General features: G+C 40.1%; 13 protein-coding genes and 4 pseudogenes. 6 read left to right on the top strand and 11 right to left on the bottom strand.

Annotated elements, in window-relative coordinates:
* Nucleotides 1–86: 86 nt before the first annotated feature.
* From RCG23_RS16255 to RCG23_RS16240, 4 genes and pseudogenes are all read right to left on the bottom strand, one after another.
* Nucleotides 87–521, bottom strand: a complete 435-nt coding sequence (locus RCG23_RS16255) for a VOC family protein (protein WP_308176566.1) — start codon at nucleotides 519–521, stop codon at nucleotides 87–89.
* 244 nt (nucleotides 522–765) lie between these two features.
* Nucleotides 766–1,702: pseudogene (locus RCG23_RS16250) on the bottom strand (magnesium transporter CorA family protein).
* Between the two features lie 225 nt (nucleotides 1,703–1,927).
* Nucleotides 1,928–2,815, bottom strand: a complete 888-nt coding sequence (locus RCG23_RS16245; protein WP_308176565.1) for a cation diffusion facilitator family transporter — start codon at nucleotides 2,813–2,815, stop codon at nucleotides 1,928–1,930.
* Nucleotides 2,816–2,990: 175 nt separating this feature from the next.
* Complete coding sequence (locus RCG23_RS16240) at nucleotides 2,991–3,119, bottom strand: hypothetical protein (protein ID WP_308176564.1); 129 nt, start codon at nucleotides 3,117–3,119, stop codon at nucleotides 2,991–2,993.
* Nucleotides 3,120–3,232: 113 nt separating this feature from the next.
* Between RCG23_RS16240 and RCG23_RS16235 the strand changes: the two genes are divergently transcribed.
* Complete coding sequence (locus RCG23_RS16235; RefSeq protein WP_308176563.1) at nucleotides 3,233–3,424, top strand: YozQ family protein; 192 nt, start codon at nucleotides 3,233–3,235, stop codon at nucleotides 3,422–3,424.
* 68 nt (nucleotides 3,425–3,492) lie between these two features.
* Here the strand turns inward: RCG23_RS16235 and RCG23_RS16230 are convergent, their stop codons facing one another.
* The 4 genes and pseudogenes from RCG23_RS16230 to RCG23_RS16215 form a co-directional block, all read right to left on the bottom strand.
* On the bottom strand, nucleotides 3,493–4,245 hold the full coding sequence (locus RCG23_RS16230) for a TraR/DksA C4-type zinc finger protein (protein WP_308176562.1): 753 nt from the start codon (nucleotides 4,243–4,245) through the stop codon (nucleotides 3,493–3,495).
* Nucleotides 4,246–4,490: 245 nt separating this feature from the next.
* The gene (locus RCG23_RS16225) at nucleotides 4,491–5,117 is read right to left on the bottom strand and encodes a LysE family transporter (RefSeq protein WP_308176561.1); all 627 of its coding nucleotides are present in this window, start codon (nucleotides 5,115–5,117) and stop codon (nucleotides 4,491–4,493) included.
* A gap of 205 nt (nucleotides 5,118–5,322) precedes the next feature.
* A pseudogene (locus tag RCG23_RS16220) lies at nucleotides 5,323–6,272 on the bottom strand (glycosyltransferase family 2 protein); the annotation flags it as partial.
* 21 nt (nucleotides 6,273–6,293) lie between these two features.
* Nucleotides 6,294–7,979, bottom strand: a pseudogene (locus tag RCG23_RS16215) (DUF6044 family protein).
* Nucleotides 7,980–8,192: 213 nt separating this feature from the next.
* Here RCG23_RS16215 and RCG23_RS16210 point away from each other — a divergent pair.
* From RCG23_RS16210 to RCG23_RS16195, 4 genes and pseudogenes are all read left to right on the top strand, one after another.
* Nucleotides 8,193–9,458, top strand: coding sequence for an MFS transporter (locus RCG23_RS16210; protein WP_308176560.1), 1,266 nt, complete (start codon nucleotides 8,193–8,195; stop codon nucleotides 9,456–9,458).
* A 16-nt stretch (nucleotides 9,459–9,474) separates the two neighbouring features.
* Nucleotides 9,475–10,092, top strand: a complete 618-nt coding sequence (locus tag RCG23_RS16205; RefSeq protein ID WP_308176559.1) for a winged helix-turn-helix domain-containing protein — start codon at nucleotides 9,475–9,477, stop codon at nucleotides 10,090–10,092.
* Between the two features lie 351 nt (nucleotides 10,093–10,443).
* A pseudogene (locus RCG23_RS16200) lies at nucleotides 10,444–10,590 on the top strand (IS5/IS1182 family transposase); the annotation flags it as partial.
* A gap of 351 nt (nucleotides 10,591–10,941) precedes the next feature.
* Nucleotides 10,942–11,646 (top strand): potassium channel family protein, encoded by a 705-nt coding sequence (locus tag RCG23_RS16195; protein WP_308176558.1) that lies wholly within the window; start codon nucleotides 10,942–10,944, stop codon nucleotides 11,644–11,646.
* 275 nt (nucleotides 11,647–11,921) lie between these two features.
* On the opposite strand, the gene RCG23_RS16190 is transcribed toward RCG23_RS16195, so the two are convergent.
* From RCG23_RS16190 to RCG23_RS16180, 3 genes are all read right to left on the bottom strand, one after another.
* Nucleotides 11,922–12,326: a YugN-like family protein gene (locus RCG23_RS16190; protein ID WP_308176557.1), complete on the bottom strand. Its 405-nt coding sequence runs from the start codon at nucleotides 12,324–12,326 to the stop codon at nucleotides 11,922–11,924.
* A 126-nt stretch (nucleotides 12,327–12,452) separates the two neighbouring features.
* Nucleotides 12,453–13,802: a glucose-6-phosphate isomerase gene (locus RCG23_RS16185; protein ID WP_308176556.1), complete on the bottom strand. Its 1,350-nt coding sequence runs from the start codon at nucleotides 13,800–13,802 to the stop codon at nucleotides 12,453–12,455.
* Nucleotides 13,803–14,000: 198 nt separating this feature from the next.
* Nucleotides 14,001–15,164 (bottom strand): iron-containing alcohol dehydrogenase, encoded by a 1,164-nt coding sequence (locus RCG23_RS16180; RefSeq protein ID WP_308176555.1) that lies wholly within the window; start codon nucleotides 15,162–15,164, stop codon nucleotides 14,001–14,003.
* A 159-nt stretch (nucleotides 15,165–15,323) separates the two neighbouring features.
* Between RCG23_RS16180 and RCG23_RS16175 the strand changes: the two genes are divergently transcribed.
* The gene (locus tag RCG23_RS16175) at nucleotides 15,324–15,557 is read left to right on the top strand and encodes a DUF378 domain-containing protein (protein WP_308176554.1); all 234 of its coding nucleotides are present in this window, start codon (nucleotides 15,324–15,326) and stop codon (nucleotides 15,555–15,557) included.
* Nucleotides 15,558–15,583: the final 26 nt, after the last annotated feature.

Genomic DNA, 15,583 nt, shown 5'->3' with positions numbered 1-15,583 from the left:
CACCTACTTCTATATTCTCTCTTTTTCCCATGAAAACATGTATAGCTCCCCTTGTAATTAAACCCTTAACGCTGATATGGACTTTTTTAAAATGAAATCATCGCGCCTCTTTCATCAAATACGGAGCTTGGGTTCCAGGCAATTTCCCAAAGATTATTCTCGGGGTCAGCAAAATAAGCTGTCCTTCCGCCCCAAAATGCATCACTTGGTTTCCGGAGCACTCGCCCGCCGGCTTCCTCCACCATTTTCATGCACTCATCTACCTGCTCTGGCTTGTCTACATTAATAGCAAGTGTCATGGCTGTGTATGTATCCTCTTTCTTCTCCAATTTGACCCCTGCATCCTTTGCGAGTTCTTCAAGTGGGAATAAAGATAGAATGACCCCCGCAGTTGTGAAAGCGGCATAGTTATCTGAACTGATTTCAGTTTCTCCCCAGCCTAATTTCTGATAAAAAGTACGCAGATTCGGTAAATTCACTGCACCAATTGTTACTAGGCTAACTCTTTGCGGAATTTTCATATTCTTTCCCCATTTCCAATAATTTTCTTAATAGTATAATTATATCTCTAAATCCTCGTACAATTAAGATAAAAGAAATTCCGGTCAGTTATTAATTTACAGCCTATTTCTTTATCTTTTGTGGATAAATGGTTTTTTTGGAAAAACAGGGTGTGGATAAGGGGTTTTATCCACCCTTTTTTGTTAATAAAGCTTGTTTTCTGTTAATAGAATGCAAAAAACCAGCCTATTGAAGGCTGGCATACTAAAAGTATTTCTTTTTCCAAAAAATAAAGGCGGTTAAGCTTGTTAAAAATAATGCGAATAATAACGTGATTAAAAAGGCGTGTGGGCTGTGCTGAAACGGGATGTTGACGTTCATTCCGTAAAAGCTGGCCACCATCGTCGGAAATGAAAGGATAATGGTAATTGACGTCAAAAATTTCATTACGATGTTTAGGTTATTCGAAATGATCGAAGCAAAAGCATCCATCATCCCGCTCAGGATGGAGCTGTAGGTTTCCGCCATTTCGATGGCCTGTGTTTTTCAATGATGACATCTTCGAGAAGATCCTTATCCTCATCATACATTTTTATATAATTAAAGCGGAGAATCTTATCGAGTACCACTTTATTTGACCTGAGCGATGTCGTAAAGTAGACAAGGCTTTTTTCTAATGCCAAAAAGGCATAAAGCTCTTTATTTTTCATTGACTGATGCAATTCACGTTCAATTTCATTCGTCTTCTTGTTAATTTGTTTTAAATAACGAAGATAGTACATCGAGATGACATAAAGGATTTGCAGCGCGAAACGCGTCTTTTTAAAAGTAAAGAATTCCTTTACTTTATTTGTTTTAAAATGGCCAGGATCGGCGTATCTTTTAATGAAACAGTAATAATGCAGTCATTAGTAAGGACAATCCCAATTGGAATGGTCTCATAAATAGGGAAGCCGGAATCATCATGTGTAATATACGGAAAGTCAACGATGATGTAAACATGGCCGTTATCCCTTTCAATCCGCGGACGTTCTTCATCATCCAGGGCATCTTTAATAAAGTCGACAGAAATTTGCGTGTCTTCGGCAACCTTCATTATCTCTGCTTCTGTTGGGGCATACATATTCACCCAGCATCCTTTGGTTACCTGCTCGATCTTTTCCAACTGCCGATCAGTACTGCTTTTAAAAATTTCGATCATGTTAAAACCTCCTCATCACATTCTTAGAGGAAGCCGTCCTACCTTATCTTATCAAGAGCTGATATTCTTGCAGAAATCAAATCGATCCATTCAAAGATAATCTTGACTTCCCCCCGCCTTTCAGGGTCCGGGTCTATCGAATAACTCAAAAATATCAACTCCTTTGAAATAACAATCCAACCTTATCATAAACCCTAATTCATTAAATCTCAAACCTGTTTTTAACTATTTTTCGGGAAAGAAAGGATTAAGGTGAATTAATACTTCATCAATATTGTCATATTTGGAAATAAGCTTGTCCTTTATCGACTTCGAAAGATCATGGCCTTCTTTGATCGTTTTAAAATGGTCAATTGAAATCCTTAAATCAACGAGCACATAATGGCCGTGTTCACGTGCCCTGATACGATCAATTCTGCGTACTTCCTCAAATTCGGAAATAACCGATATGTAATCCTGAAGAGTATTAGTATTAATACTGCGCTCAAGCAGGATATCAAAGGCCTCTGTCAGCATTTCTTTTGCTATTTTAAAAATTAAATAAGCTACAAAGATACTCGCAATCTTATCCCCATATAAAAGGAAAGGAATATTAAAGCGGTTACCAGCAATAGAGAACAGAACACCAATAGCAGCTGCAATGGACGCAACAATATCAGCTTTATGGTCAAAGGCGATGGCTTCAATCGCCTTGCTGTTTTGCTGTTTTGCCACCTTTAATGAAGAGCGGTATAAGAGCATCTTTGCCCCATACGAAAAGATGGCCACCCACATAGCCATGAAACTTGGTATTTCAATCGGGTGGAAGAATCCACTGATTCCTTCATATACAACATAAAAGGATACAAGCAGTAACAGGATACCGACGATTCCGGAAACAATTACTTCCGCCTTCCCGTGTCCATATGGATGTTCCTCATCAGCAGGCTTATTGGCTATCTTGATTACCAAAAGAACAATAATTGAGGCAAAGACATCTGCTGCGGAGTGAATACCGTCAGCAAATACGGCATCACTCTTTCCGTAGTGGCCGATAAGAATTTTCCCCAAGGTTAAGATAATATTGCTAAAGACGCTGATCCAGGCTATCTTTTTAGCTAGTGATTCTCTCATTTCAACACCTCATAAAAAATGCGGCAGCCTTATTGCCCGCATAGTTTCAATCACTTCTAAAAGTCCTCTGAAATCATATCAAATGGGATATAGGTGAGTCTAGAGCAACAAACTTACGCTTATCAAACTATGTTGCTCTGTTCAAACTTCTTTATATATAAGAAACAGACCGCCACTAATCCTGATTGTTTTCCTTCATCATTTCTTCTTCTTCTTTTACCGTGATTCTAGTGATTTGATCCTGCAGCTGATGAAAGGCCTGATCTAAATTCTCTCGTGCTGGAATATTATTTTCCTCTTTCATTAAGTCATCTCCTTAATCTTCAATAAAGTTTACTTTGTAAAATGAGTAATAATTAATGATTTGTGGAAAATACTTTATGAACCAATATATCTTTCCAAAAGGAGTGTTACACGATGGAACAAAAAACACCTAAAGATTCAACAAAACTAGCAGGACGGAACTTCAAGGCCGACGATTATAATGCAGAAGACACGCTCTCCTCTGGATTGGCCACTACTCATGAACAAGTAAGTGATGTATATGCAGAAGGGGACATTAGCGCAATAATCGACCACTCAAAAAAGCAAAATTCGGAAGAAAAATAAGCTAATTTGCTGAAAATGATGAGAAAACAGCTTCGATTGAAGCTGTTTTCTTTATTTAATACCCTAATTTAATCGTTATCAACATATGCATCATGTTCATATCCCGGTAAATCACCATAGCTTGTCATAATACCTTCTTCATCCAGTGATTGTTCATATTTTTCATGCTGGGGGTTGGGATAAACGGTAATATTGTTCCCATACATATCATTGCCTACAAAGTTTTCATAGTCCTCCACAAAGCCAATATTTTCATCGGATTCATCATAAATATCATTATATTGGCTATTCGGGTACGCTAAATCGGAAGGTGTTTCTGAAGTTCCGAACTCTGCGACCTCCTGCCATGTATCTTCAGCGTCGTACGCAACATTCTCATGCTTTTCATCCAAATCAAACTTTCCAAAATCGGGCATGAGAACGCCTTCTTCAATCGGGCGTTTATGCGAGACCACCTGATCAGGGCTATGCTCTTTACAATATACCGTTGTCGGCAAGGCCTCCAGCCGTTCTGCTGGAATATCCCTTCCGCATACTTCACACTTCCCATATTTTCCATTATCAATGGTTTCCAGGGCATGATCGATATTCCTTAATTGCAGCTTATAGTGTTCCCTTAGAGCGATATCTTTTTCCCGTTCGTATAATTCAGTGGCATCATCGGCTGGATGATTATCATAACTGGATAGTTCCCCCATTGATCCATGAACAAAATCCTGGTTGAAACCAAAGTTTTCATTGTCCTCCAGATGTTGATTAAGCTCCTTTTTCTCCTGAAGCAATCTCGACTGAATTTCGGATAGCTGTTGAGCGGATAGCATCGCTAAAACCCCTTCCTTAAAAAGTGTTTATAAAAGACTTCCCATGTATGGCCCGAGTGATTAAGCAATATTTGAGTTAAAGATTTATTTCGTTTCGTGCATCCTTTTCATATTGTGCCACTTTATAGGACTTTCATTACGACAACTTTTATAACTAAGAATATTTATCGCCACAGCCTTTTTTAAAAATCAGAAAGACAAAATAAGGCCGGTGAAAAGTCACCAGCCTTAATACAGAAATTATTTTAGTTAAGTAAAACCTTAACAGCCTGAATGCCAAAATAAATACCAAATCCGATCAGAGATATACCCGACAAAACAGAAATAAAGATAACTAAGCCAGAGGTTAAAAATCGTTTAAATGTGCTGGCGATACTCGCCATCGTCAAATCCCATATTAATAAGCCAATTAAAATAGCCGTACTGTATATGATTAGCTGCTTATGTCCATACGAAGCAGCTGTTCTTGCCAATACCGAGCCATAGATTCCAAGCCAGAATAAAATCGTCAGCGGGTTGGAAATAGACATTAAGAAACCAGACATAAACGATCGAATTAACGGTTCGTTTTTCCGCCTTTGGTCCAGGGTCACTTCAGAGGCTTTCATGATTGTCTCAATCCCCGTATAAAGCAGGACAAAGCAGCCAAAGGATAATAAAAATGTTTTCACAAAAGGTGTATCAATGAAATTTACAACACCTACATATACAATCAGCATATAGATGACATCTGCTGCCATGGCTCCAACTCCAATCAGCCATGAATGCCAAAAGCCATGCCTAATGCCCCTGTCTATTTGTGCGGCATTAATTGGCCCGATGGGAGCAGCCAGCGTCAGACCCAATAGAATATAACTGATGAATACACTCATTCGATTCTCTCCCTTACTGCAAATAAAGCCTGTTTATAAATCTTTATTCAGAGAATCGTGCTTGTACCACAAAAAAAGTAAGTAAAAAAGCTTCTGGATTTTTTCCAGAGGCTCTTTTAATGAAGAAAAATTATTTTATTTCCGACAGATCTAAATGTCCAGAAGTAAACATTCTACTCTCCGCCTGTACAGTTTTCTGTCCGAGAATATTAAAGGTATCAATCTCTATAATATATTTGGCCTGTGCTTAGACTCTTTATAAATTTTCCCAACATATTCTCCAATCAAGCCGATGGCAATCAGTTGAAGTCCCCCGATCAGCCAGATGGAGGTAATTAAAGAAGTCCAGCCTGTCTGGGTGCTGCCCATAAGTTTCAATGTCAGGAAATAGATGCCGAATACTATACTTGCAAAAAAAGAAACAAAGCCAATCAGCAGCACCAGCCTGATTGGGGTGACAGAAAAGGAGGTAATTCCATCAAATGCAAACGCAAGCATCTTTCTGAGCGGATATTTTGTCTCTCCAGCCTGCCTTTCCAGACGGTCATAGTACACAGTGTCCGACCGGAAACCAATTAAAGGCACTATCCCGCGAAGAAACATGTTTACTTCCTTAAAATTTTCAAGCTCTTCAACAGCCCTCTTGCTCATTAAACGGAAGTCGGCATGATTATAAATTAACTCCACGCCCATTATTCCCATCAATTTATAAAATCCCTGGGCTGTCCACCGTTTGAAAACCGTGTCTGTTTCTCTGCCACGGCGAACACCAAAAACTACCTCATATCCATCTTTGAATTTTCCAACAAATTCCCGTATCACTCTGATATCATCCTGCAGGTCTGCATCAATCGATATGATGCAGTCTGAATTTTCCTTTGCAGTAAACAAGCCAGCCAAAAGCGCATTTTGATGGCCGACATTGCGAGATAATTTCAACCCACGCACCAGGTTGTTCCGAAGGCTTTCCTTATAGATTTTCTCCCATGTTTTATCCATACTTCCATCATCGACAAAAAGGATTTTGCTTCTGTTTGATATCATGCCTTCGGAAATCATCTCCGATAATAGCTGTCCGAGCTGTTCAATAGTCTCAGGTAATACCTCTTCCTCATTGTAGCATGGCACCACAATGGTTAAATTCGGTTCCATCATTTACTGCTAACCTCCTGCTGTTTACGATGCCTTGTATAGATATATCCTCCAGGCTGAATTCTTTGATGTGAAAACCTTTTGAAGGATTAAATTGTTGGCCGAAGCATTATCGATCGGCAGGGCTGAAAAAATATACCGTCCGCCCATTTTTTTAAAAAGATCTGTATCAATATGAAGGTTTTTCAAGTGTCTCTTAGAACCTTTTTTTATCATATAATTCTTTCCTAATTCGGCTGAAAATAAATAACATCGGCCGCCCCATTTATCGAAATAGGTTTGTATTGTCTTATTCCTTGCTAATTCCTTCTTTATTATCTTTCTAAATTGATGCTTATAGCTCAGCGGATAAAAATTGTTGTACGTATCAAGAGTAAAAAAACCGTTATACTGCGCTATGGCCGGATGCAAGCCTATGCTTGCTACCCGGTAGTCCGCCATTGGCTGCCCTATATAATCCTTCACCTGCCGAAAAAGGTCTTCTGCGTAAAATTCTTTTACCGTAGGTTTATTTTGATAAATAAGTTCATCATTAAATAAACAGAGTAACGCAATTTGGGCAGCCAAAAAGCCCCTAGCGGCGGATTGCAAATTCACCCTCTGTTCAGAAATAATCTTAAGTGCAAGTGCAAAGCCGGCATAAATAACGAGGCCTTAAAAAGTGAAACCTTGCAAAATTAAAGGTATTCAGAAAGTGAAAATGCTTGGTAACTGGAATCCAACCTTCATAAAACCAAAATGCGTACCAGGTAGATAAAAGAAAATTTAATACAAATAAAAAAACAAATACTTTCTCCTGCTTCCAAAGATTCTTTGAATAAACAAAGTAGAAGGCAATTAGTGTAGCAGGGAAAATAAACAGGGCATGAACAGTCATTACATGGTTATGGCCAAGGATGAAATTTTTCAAAACAAGCCGGACCGCCCTCCATAAGGGCAATGTAGTATGGAAATACTCATCTCTGCTATTTGGCACCTTCTCAAATAAAAAAGAGTACACAAGCCGGTATTCTACCAGCATATAAATGGATGACATATAAACAATCGAAAACAATAAAGGCAGTCCCCACCCTCTCTTCCTGACAATATCACTCAGCCAGAGAATACCCATTGCGGCCAGGAAGAAGAAAAAACCGAGGACAATACTTGAATACAATGGCAAAAGGGTAAAAACCGCATAGTTTTTCCATGACTTGTCCCCGTTTCGAACATTCAAAAATGCCCACAGAGCAAGCGGCATACCAAGCGTACTTAGCATTCCAGAAGGCCAAAATGGGGTCAGCGAAAAGGCAAGCGCTGTTCCGACACGGATAAGACCGTACTTTTCATCAGTAAGAAGATGCCGTTTTAGCAAAAGATACATGCCTAAAAAGGCAAATATTCTGGTAATCGCCTGGCTTATTGCATAGGCGGACATAGTAGGAAACAATACATACAGCCAGACTATACCGCTTAGTTCCGTGCCAAAAGCGTTGCGCGGCAGCCCATTGATTATTTGAGGTATTATGCCATTGACCGGCGAAAGATTTCGCCGCTCCTTGCCAGGATACGATACCAGGCGAGATTGGAGTCCAGATTATCGTGTACGCGTATGTGGGCATTTTCCTGTAAAAGAAATAATGGAGAAAGGTATCCTGCCAGGATAACGAGAGCAAAGACAATCAATCTCGGCTCTTTCAAGCTGTTTATTTTCAAACCATCGCACCTCATAGATAAATAATCTTCCACTTTCATGCTAATAAGGTTTGCTTTATGGATGGAAATTATTCCATTTTTATAAATCTGTCGATCTTTCCTGCCTATTTTTCGAATCGACATAAATAGTGAAAATTCGCTCTTTACATTTGGTAATCATTTCATTAAAATTAATTTTATCATTAAAAATAATTTTAACGATAAAATATTTTCTTAAAGGGTGATGACATGTTTCAAATATTAAAAAATCCTAACTATTTTCGCTTTTGGCTTGGACAGATTATTTCACAGCTGGGCGACGGTATCACCAGAGTGGCAATTGTCTATCTAGTTGCAACACTTTCAAAAGATCCTCTTGCAATCGGGCTTGTCATTTTTGCACAGCTTCTGCCGACAGCATTTTTTGGGATTTTTCTTGGACCATTGGCCGATAAATACAATCGTAAATGGTTAATGACTGCAGCGGACCTTTACCGGATGGCTATCGTTCTGCTGATGATTCCATTCCACGGCTCTGCTCTGGCATTAATTGTCTTAATTGCATTTCAGGGTCTGGGCTCAGCATTGTTTGACCCCGCCCGGGCATCTTCCATTCCTGAGCTTGTCGGAGAAGATAAAATCCAGGAAGCTACTTCCCTGTCACAGTCCACCAGGGCAGCAATGGATATCATTGGTCCTTCAATAGGCGCCCTATTAATGGTATCGAAAAATTTTGATATGATTTTTGCCATTGACGCAGCTACCTTTGCCCTCTCAGCTATGTTTATCCTCACACTAAAATCTCTTGGCAAAATTCATTCTAAAACTCCAGCACAATCAGAAAAGTACTTTTCCTCCCTTACATCAGGGATTCGTGAAGTAACGAGAATGCCATTGCTTCGATTTTTATTGATTCTTCTGATGCCGATAACCCTGGTCATTGGGGTATTGAATACAAATCTTATTGCTGTCCTTACGAATACATTCCAAGTATCTGCCTTTCATTTCGGATTTATCGAGGCATCACTTGCGATTGGTGTTATTTTGGGTGCGGCTGTTGTAGGACCGTTATTTTTAAAGAAAATGAAGCCTGGAACGATTCTTCTCACGGGAACAGCAGCGATTGGCATCTGGATGGTGCTTATCATTCCTCTTGATTTTTTAAGAGTGGAATACGGCGTTGTTCCGATTTATGTGTGGTGTATAATGGTAGGTATACTTAATGCCTTTATTAATGTGCCTTTAAGCAGCTTATTTTTAAAGGCAACGCCTGCTCCTTTTCAAGGCCGTGGATCTTCTTTATTAGGATTGACAGCCAGCTCTTTTCAAATTGCTGGCATATTAATAGGTGGATGGATTGGCAGAGAAATCGGAGTGTTGTACGGCACTGCCCTTGCTGGAAGCTTGTTAATAGTAGTGTCTGCTATGCTTCCGTTGCTAAAAGGGTATAAAAGTTTGTCAGAAAACCGAAAACCAGAATCAGTCCCAGAAACACAGCCAGTTGCAGCTAACTAATACGGGAGAGATATACATGAAAAAAATAGATGATATAGAAGTGGCAAAAATGCTGCTTGACCCGCGTAAAAGAAACATATTGGACATTGCAAAAAATCCGGTTACAGTCAGCCAAATGGCAGAGGAATTACAGGAAAAACAATCACGGCTCTATTATCATGTAAAAAAACTAGAGGAAGCCGGTTTGCTGGAGCTCGTGGAAACACGCCAGCTCGGGAATCTTATAGAAAAATACTATCAGACCTCAAAAGCCGCCGGACAACATATTTTTCAGCTGGATGAAAGTTTGCAGGTCAAACATCATGGTGCACTGATGGAACAAATTATGAATGTGCTTCAGCCAGGTTTGAAATTGCTGGAGCAAGAGCTGAAGAACGGCCGTGTGGATAAATTTGAAGAAGCGGTACATTTGGCAATCAGCTTCAATAAGATGACCGGCAAGGAATGGAACAATTCTCATAATCGGATGCTAAGGGCGATTAAGGAAGAAGTAAATCCTTCGGAGGATGTAAAGGAAGTCCCTCTGCCGTCGGACCTTACAGAGGAACAAATGAATAAAAAATCCAAGTATGCCTATTTTCTTTTAAGCTACCGGATAGATGAGACTCCTGAAGACAAAGATAAACAAAAATAAAAGGCAAATCCTTCTTTATGAGGATTTGCTCAGGCTGGAAACCAACTCGATGAAAATTGAGCTTGCCTACAGCCTTTTTATTTTAGTCTGTCTTAGAATGAGGCTGTTGATCTCCGTTCCAGGCACTCGCTTTCCGCGGGGCTGGCGGTGAGCCTCCTCGGCGCGTTGCGCCTGTGGGGTCTCACCTGTCCCGCTGCTCCCGCAGGAGTCTCGCGCCCTCCACTCCATTCAACAGGGTTTAGAAAGTTAGTGTGGTAGTAGAACCAAACCTAGTTTAAAATAGATAAATTTACCCTAGAGGTGATGAAGATGCTTTCGAAAAACAACCTAACCCAATGAGATCAACTTGAAATGGTTGCTTTAGACCAACTTGTTCCTCAGGGCCATTTGGTCCGTAAGATGGAATCGGCCCTTGATTTCTCTTTCATTTATGACTTAGCCAAGGATGTGTATTCGGAAGTAGGTCGCTCAAGTATTGATCCTGTTATTCTAATTAAACATGAGGTCTCTACTACATCAGAAGAAATGTCCACGTTTACTGAACAAATATACACATCTGCATCTGAGACTGCTGTAATAGCTGCACAGGCTGCCTCCAATACCAGGTCTGCTGCATCTGTAATGGAAGAACAGGACAGTCATATTAACCAGATAGGAAACTCATTACATGGACTCACAGATATGGCAAATGATATGCAAAAGCTAATACAGCATTTTAAACTTTAATGTTATTAAAAAAATTGCCTTTCCCGTAATTGTCTCGGGAGGCTTTTTTCATTTTGATGAAGGATTATGAAGGCCCTACTTTTTGTCCATAATGGAGATGAATACTTGAAAGGGTGACACTTCATGCAGAATCATTTATATATAAAATTTTTACGGCTTCCACTATTGATACGGGGCTTGCTGATTACATTGCTGTTTGTCCTCCTGTTCGGAGTCGCCATCCATTTGATTGAGCCATCCACTTTCCCATCCATATTCGATGGAATCTGGTGGGCCATCATCACTGCTGCCACTGTAGGATATGGAGATTACGTTCCCCATTCTCTTCCAGGAAGAATGGCTGCGGTCACTCTTATTTTAATCGGAGCGGGATTTGTTTCTTCCTACTTTATTACTCTTGCAACGGCTGCCGTCACGAAGCAAAATGCCTTTTCCGAAGGGAAAATTGCCTATAAGGGAAGAGGCCATATTGTTATCATTGGCTGGAATGAAAGATCCAGAGAGCTCATAAAAAAGCTAACAACTATTGATTCTCCTCAAGCCCTTGTCCTGATTGATGAAACTTTAAAAAAGAACCCAATCCAGTCAAGATATGTACACTACATACAAGGAACGCCCCATTTGGACGATACCCTCTTAAAAAGCAATATTTTTGAGGCTGAAAAAGTGCTCATTACTGCCGACCAAAGCAATGAAGAAATTCAAGCTGATATGAACAGCATATTAACGATACTTGCTATAAAAGGATTGTGTCCAAAAGTAACCTGTATCGTTGAAATATTGACAGCCGAACAAATACTCAATGCCAATCGGCCGGGGCTGATTTAATTCTTCAATCAAACAAACTAACCAGCGTGTTTATGCTGAATAGCCTGCAATCACAAACTTCAGGTCTCCTGCCTGAAGTTTTGGCCAACTTCAGGAAAACATTCTGCTGGAAACCTTTGACTCTGAAAAATGGAGAGGAATGAGTTTTTTGGAGGCTTCAAACTCACTATTAGTTGATGAAAGAAGAATATTGCTGGGCATTAAAAGAGGGGAGGAGATTATTCTTAATCCTCCCCGTGATCTCTGCTTAATGGACAATGACATTCTTTTATCCATTAAGTAATCAGTATGGCTTCAAGCCGATCAACAATCCCTTTTCCCCTGTCGATAAATTCATCCGGGATACTGGCATCACTATCAACAGGCTCTGAAAATTGGTTGAGGGTGCCGGAAAACGTGCCAGTTTCGGCATGATCATCTAGCCCCCGCTGGTACTTGTGCGACAGAATAAACGGCCTTCCCAGCTCCACTGTACAATTTCTGGCATCGAGCTGGCCATCAATCGATTTAAACGGCAGCCTGACAAATTGATAACCTACTTTGTCATCGATTTCATAATCAAAATAACCGTGGTCATATTCCCAATTGCCACCAACCGTGTATCCCATCGGTTTCAATTTCTGCTCCAATTTATATAAATCAAAATGCTTTCCCTCTACTTTTGATGGCAGTTCAATCATATCCAAACCCCCTGTTTGCTTTTTTATAGCTTCTCCAAGCAAAGGGGTTTAATGTAAAAAAAGAGGTTTACTTTTCATATTAATAAAAAAAGAGTGCTGACCGTTTTGGGACCAGCACTCTTCCTTTTATTTCAGGCGTTTTTCTAATTCAGCTTTTTTCTCTTCAAATCCTGGCTTCCCTAAAAGGGCAAACATATTTACCTTATATGCCTCTACCCCAGGCTGGTCAAACGGATTTACACCAAGCAGGTAGCCACTCATGGCGCATGCTTTTTCAAAGAAATAAACAAGATAGCCGAAGGTGAACTCATCCATTGCAGGAATGGATACAATCAGATTCGGTACATTACCGTCAGTATGTGCAAGCATCGTGCCTTCAAATGCTTTGTTATTAACAAAGTCAATTGTCTCTCCTGCAAGATAATTTAAACCGTCCAAATCGCTATCCTCTTTACTAATCTTCAGTTCATGGCGCGGCTTTTCGACCTTGATAATCGTTTCGAATAAATCGCGGCGCCCTTCCTGAACGTATTGTCCTAGAGAATGCAGATCTGTTGAAAAGTTAGCTGAAGATGGGAAAATTCCTTTCTGGTCTTTTCCTTCACTTTCGCCAAACAGCTGCTTCCACCATTCAGAAAAATACTGTAAACCTGGCTCGTAGTTAATTAGCATTTCAATCGTTTTGCCTTTGTTATAAAGAGCATTTCGAACTGCTGCATACTGATAAGCCTGATTCTCTTCAAGCTCAGAATGTCCAAAATCTTCTTTTGCTTTTGCTGCACCGCTCATCATATCTTCGATGTTCGCACCGCTTACAGCGATTGGAAGCAAGCCAACAGCCGTAAGGACTGAATAACGTCCGCCGACATCGTCAGGAATAACAAACGTTTCGTATCCTTCTTCAGTTGCAAGTGTTTTTAATGCTCCCCTTGCTTTATCTGTGGTCGCATAAATACGTTTTCGTGCTTCTTCTACTCCATACTTTTCCTCAAGAAGCTTGCGGAATAAACGGAAGGCAATCGCAGGCTCTGTGGTTGTGCCTGATTTAGAAATTACGTTGATGGAGAAGTCTTTACCTTCAAGAAGGTCCATTACGTCCCTTATATAAGTGGAACTGATATTATTTCCAGCAAAAATAATTTGTGGAGTGCTGCGTTTTTCTTTTGGAAGAGCATTGTAAAAGCTGTGCTGCAGCATTTCGATTGCCGCTCTTGCACCGAGATAGGAGCCGCCAATTCCGATGACAATCAGCACATCAGAATCAGATTTAATTTTTTCCGCAGACTTTTGAATGCGGGAAAATTCCTCTTTATCATAATCAACTGGAAGGTCGATCCATCCTAAAAAGTCATTACCTGCCCCAGTTTTTTCATGAAGTGAATGGTGTGCCACTTTTACGGCATCGCGCAAATAAGTAAGTTCATGTTCCCCAAAGAATGTCAGGGCTTTTGAGTAATCAAAACGAACGTGTGTCATGTATGATCCTCCGTAATTTTATTTTCAATTATCACTTTACCCAAAGCCGGCACGATTATCAAGGAACTGCCACCGATGTAAGCGCGTCCAATTTCGATAATTTTTTTACATTCATAATAATTTAGTAATTTAAGGAGATTTTTGTCGAATCTATAGAGAAAAACAGCCTGAACGCAATGTCCAGGCTGTAAACTAAATTTATAAGGAAGCACGTAAAATCGCTAGTACATCTTCTTTGTTGAGCTTTTTGAAATTACCAAACTCGCCGTTGGCCATTGCTTTGTCAGCCATTAAATCCAGATTGCTGTCATCAATTTGATAATCAGCTAGGCGGGTAGGCGCACCAAGGCTTGACCAGAATTCACGTAGCTTATCAATTCCTTCAAGGCCAGCCTCTTCGTCAGACTTTCCGGCTGGATCTACGCCAAACACTCTAACAGCTAATTGCTTAAAGCGGGCTGGATTCTCTTTTAGATTGTGCTTCATCCAATTCGGGAAGAGAATCGCAAGTCCGCCAGCATGTGGGATATCATATACAGCTGAAACTGCGTGTTCAATATTATGGGTAGCCCAGTCACCACGGTACCCCATTTGCAGCATGCCATTTAGAGCTATGGTTCCATTGTATAAAATCGTTTCACGGTATTCGTAATTCTCTAAATCATTGATCAGCTTCGGAGCTGTTTCGATAACAGTCGTTAACACGCCTTCACACATACGGTCCTGAAGCGGAGTGTTTTCAACCTGGTGGAAATATTGTTCAAAAACGTGTGTCATCATATCGACCATTCCATAAATCGTATGGTCCTTCGGAACAGTAAAAGTATTAACCGGATCTAGGATTGAAAACTTAGGGAATGTTAAAGGGCTTCCCCATCCGTATTTTTCCTGTGTTTCCCAGTTGGTGATAACCGAGCCACTGTTCATCTCAGAGCCAGTTGCAGCAAGTGTAAGCACTGTTCCAAATGGAAGTGCTTCAGCAGCAAATGCTTTTTTAATGACTAAATCCCAAGCGTCTCCATCATATTTTGCACCTGCAGCAATCAGCTTTGTGCAGTCGATAACACTTCCGCCTCCCACAGCCAGGATGAAATCGATGCCTTCATTCTTGCAGATTTCGATACCTTTCCTCGCAGTAGTGATTCGCGGATTCGGCTCAACACCTGGAAGTTCAAACACTTCAGCGCCAATTTCCTTAAGCTGATTTAAAACCTGCTCATAAAGACCGCTGCGTTTGATGCTTCCGCCACCATATACAAGTAAAACCTTTTTTCCATATTGAGGAATTTCAGTTTTTAATTGTTCAAGTTGATCTTTTCCAAAAATTAATTTAGTCGGATTCCAATAAGTGAAGCTTTGCAATTCGATCAACCTCCTTTAATAGTCAGTTTTTATTATTATCCATTTTATAATCATTTGCAAAGAACACGGCTTGGATAAAAAATTTATTCTTTTCCATGAATATTTATTGGCAGCAGGATTCATTCTATTATTGAATCCATCTATTAAGGAGGAACTTACATGAGTGCGATTCAACGCATTGCACTGGCATTAACCATTATTGGCGCTATTAACTGGGGATTAATCGGATTTTTCCAATTTGACCTTGTTGCAAATATATTCGGTGGCCAGGATTCAGCGATTGCCAGAATCATTTATGGTTTAGTAGGCATTGCCGGACTTATTAACCTCGGGCTTCTTTTCAAACCGAATGAAGAACTGGAAAGAGATCCAGAAGTCAGGCCGACTCGATAATATCAATTATTAGAAAAACTTGGCAT

The organism is Neobacillus sp. PS3-34 (genome assembly GCF_030915465.1).
Taxonomy (GTDB): Bacteria; Bacillota; Bacilli; order Bacillales; family Cytobacillaceae; genus Neobacillus_A.
The sequence above is the reverse complement of the archived record's forward strand: the minus strand, read 5'-3'. Positions and strand labels throughout refer to the sequence as shown.

Excerpts from the sequence above, each read along its gene's own strand:
- RCG23_RS16255 (WP_308176566.1), bottom strand. The coding sequence starts at position 521 with ATGAAAATTCCGCAAAGAGTTAGCCTAGTAACAATTGGTGCAGTGAAT.
- RCG23_RS16245 (WP_308176565.1), bottom strand. The coding sequence starts at position 2,815 with ATGAGAGAATCACTAGCTAAAAAGATAGCCTGGATCAGCGTCTTTAGC.
- RCG23_RS16240 (WP_308176564.1), bottom strand. The coding sequence starts at position 3,119 with ATGAAAGAGGAAAATAATATTCCAGCACGAGAGAATTTAGATCAGGCC.
- RCG23_RS16235 (WP_308176563.1), top strand. The coding sequence starts at position 3,233 with ATGGAACAAAAAACACCTAAAGATTCAACAAAACTAGCAGGACGGAAC.
- RCG23_RS16230 (WP_308176562.1), bottom strand. The coding sequence starts at position 4,245 with ATGCTATCCGCTCAACAGCTATCCGAAATTCAGTCGAGATTGCTTCAG.
- RCG23_RS16225 (WP_308176561.1), bottom strand. The coding sequence starts at position 5,117 with ATGAGTGTATTCATCAGTTATATTCTATTGGGTCTGACGCTGGCTGCT.
- RCG23_RS16210 (WP_308176560.1), top strand. The coding sequence starts at position 8,193 with ATGTTTCAAATATTAAAAAATCCTAACTATTTTCGCTTTTGGCTTGGA.
- RCG23_RS16205 (WP_308176559.1), top strand. The coding sequence starts at position 9,475 with ATGAAAAAAATAGATGATATAGAAGTGGCAAAAATGCTGCTTGACCCG.
- RCG23_RS16195 (WP_308176558.1), top strand. The coding sequence starts at position 10,942 with ATGCAGAATCATTTATATATAAAATTTTTACGGCTTCCACTATTGATA.
- RCG23_RS16190 (WP_308176557.1), bottom strand. The coding sequence starts at position 12,326 with ATGATTGAACTGCCATCAAAAGTAGAGGGAAAGCATTTTGATTTATAT.
- RCG23_RS16185 (WP_308176556.1), bottom strand. The coding sequence starts at position 13,802 with ATGACACACGTTCGTTTTGATTACTCAAAAGCCCTGACATTCTTTGGG.
- RCG23_RS16175 (WP_308176554.1), top strand. The coding sequence starts at position 15,324 with ATGAGTGCGATTCAACGCATTGCACTGGCATTAACCATTATTGGCGCT.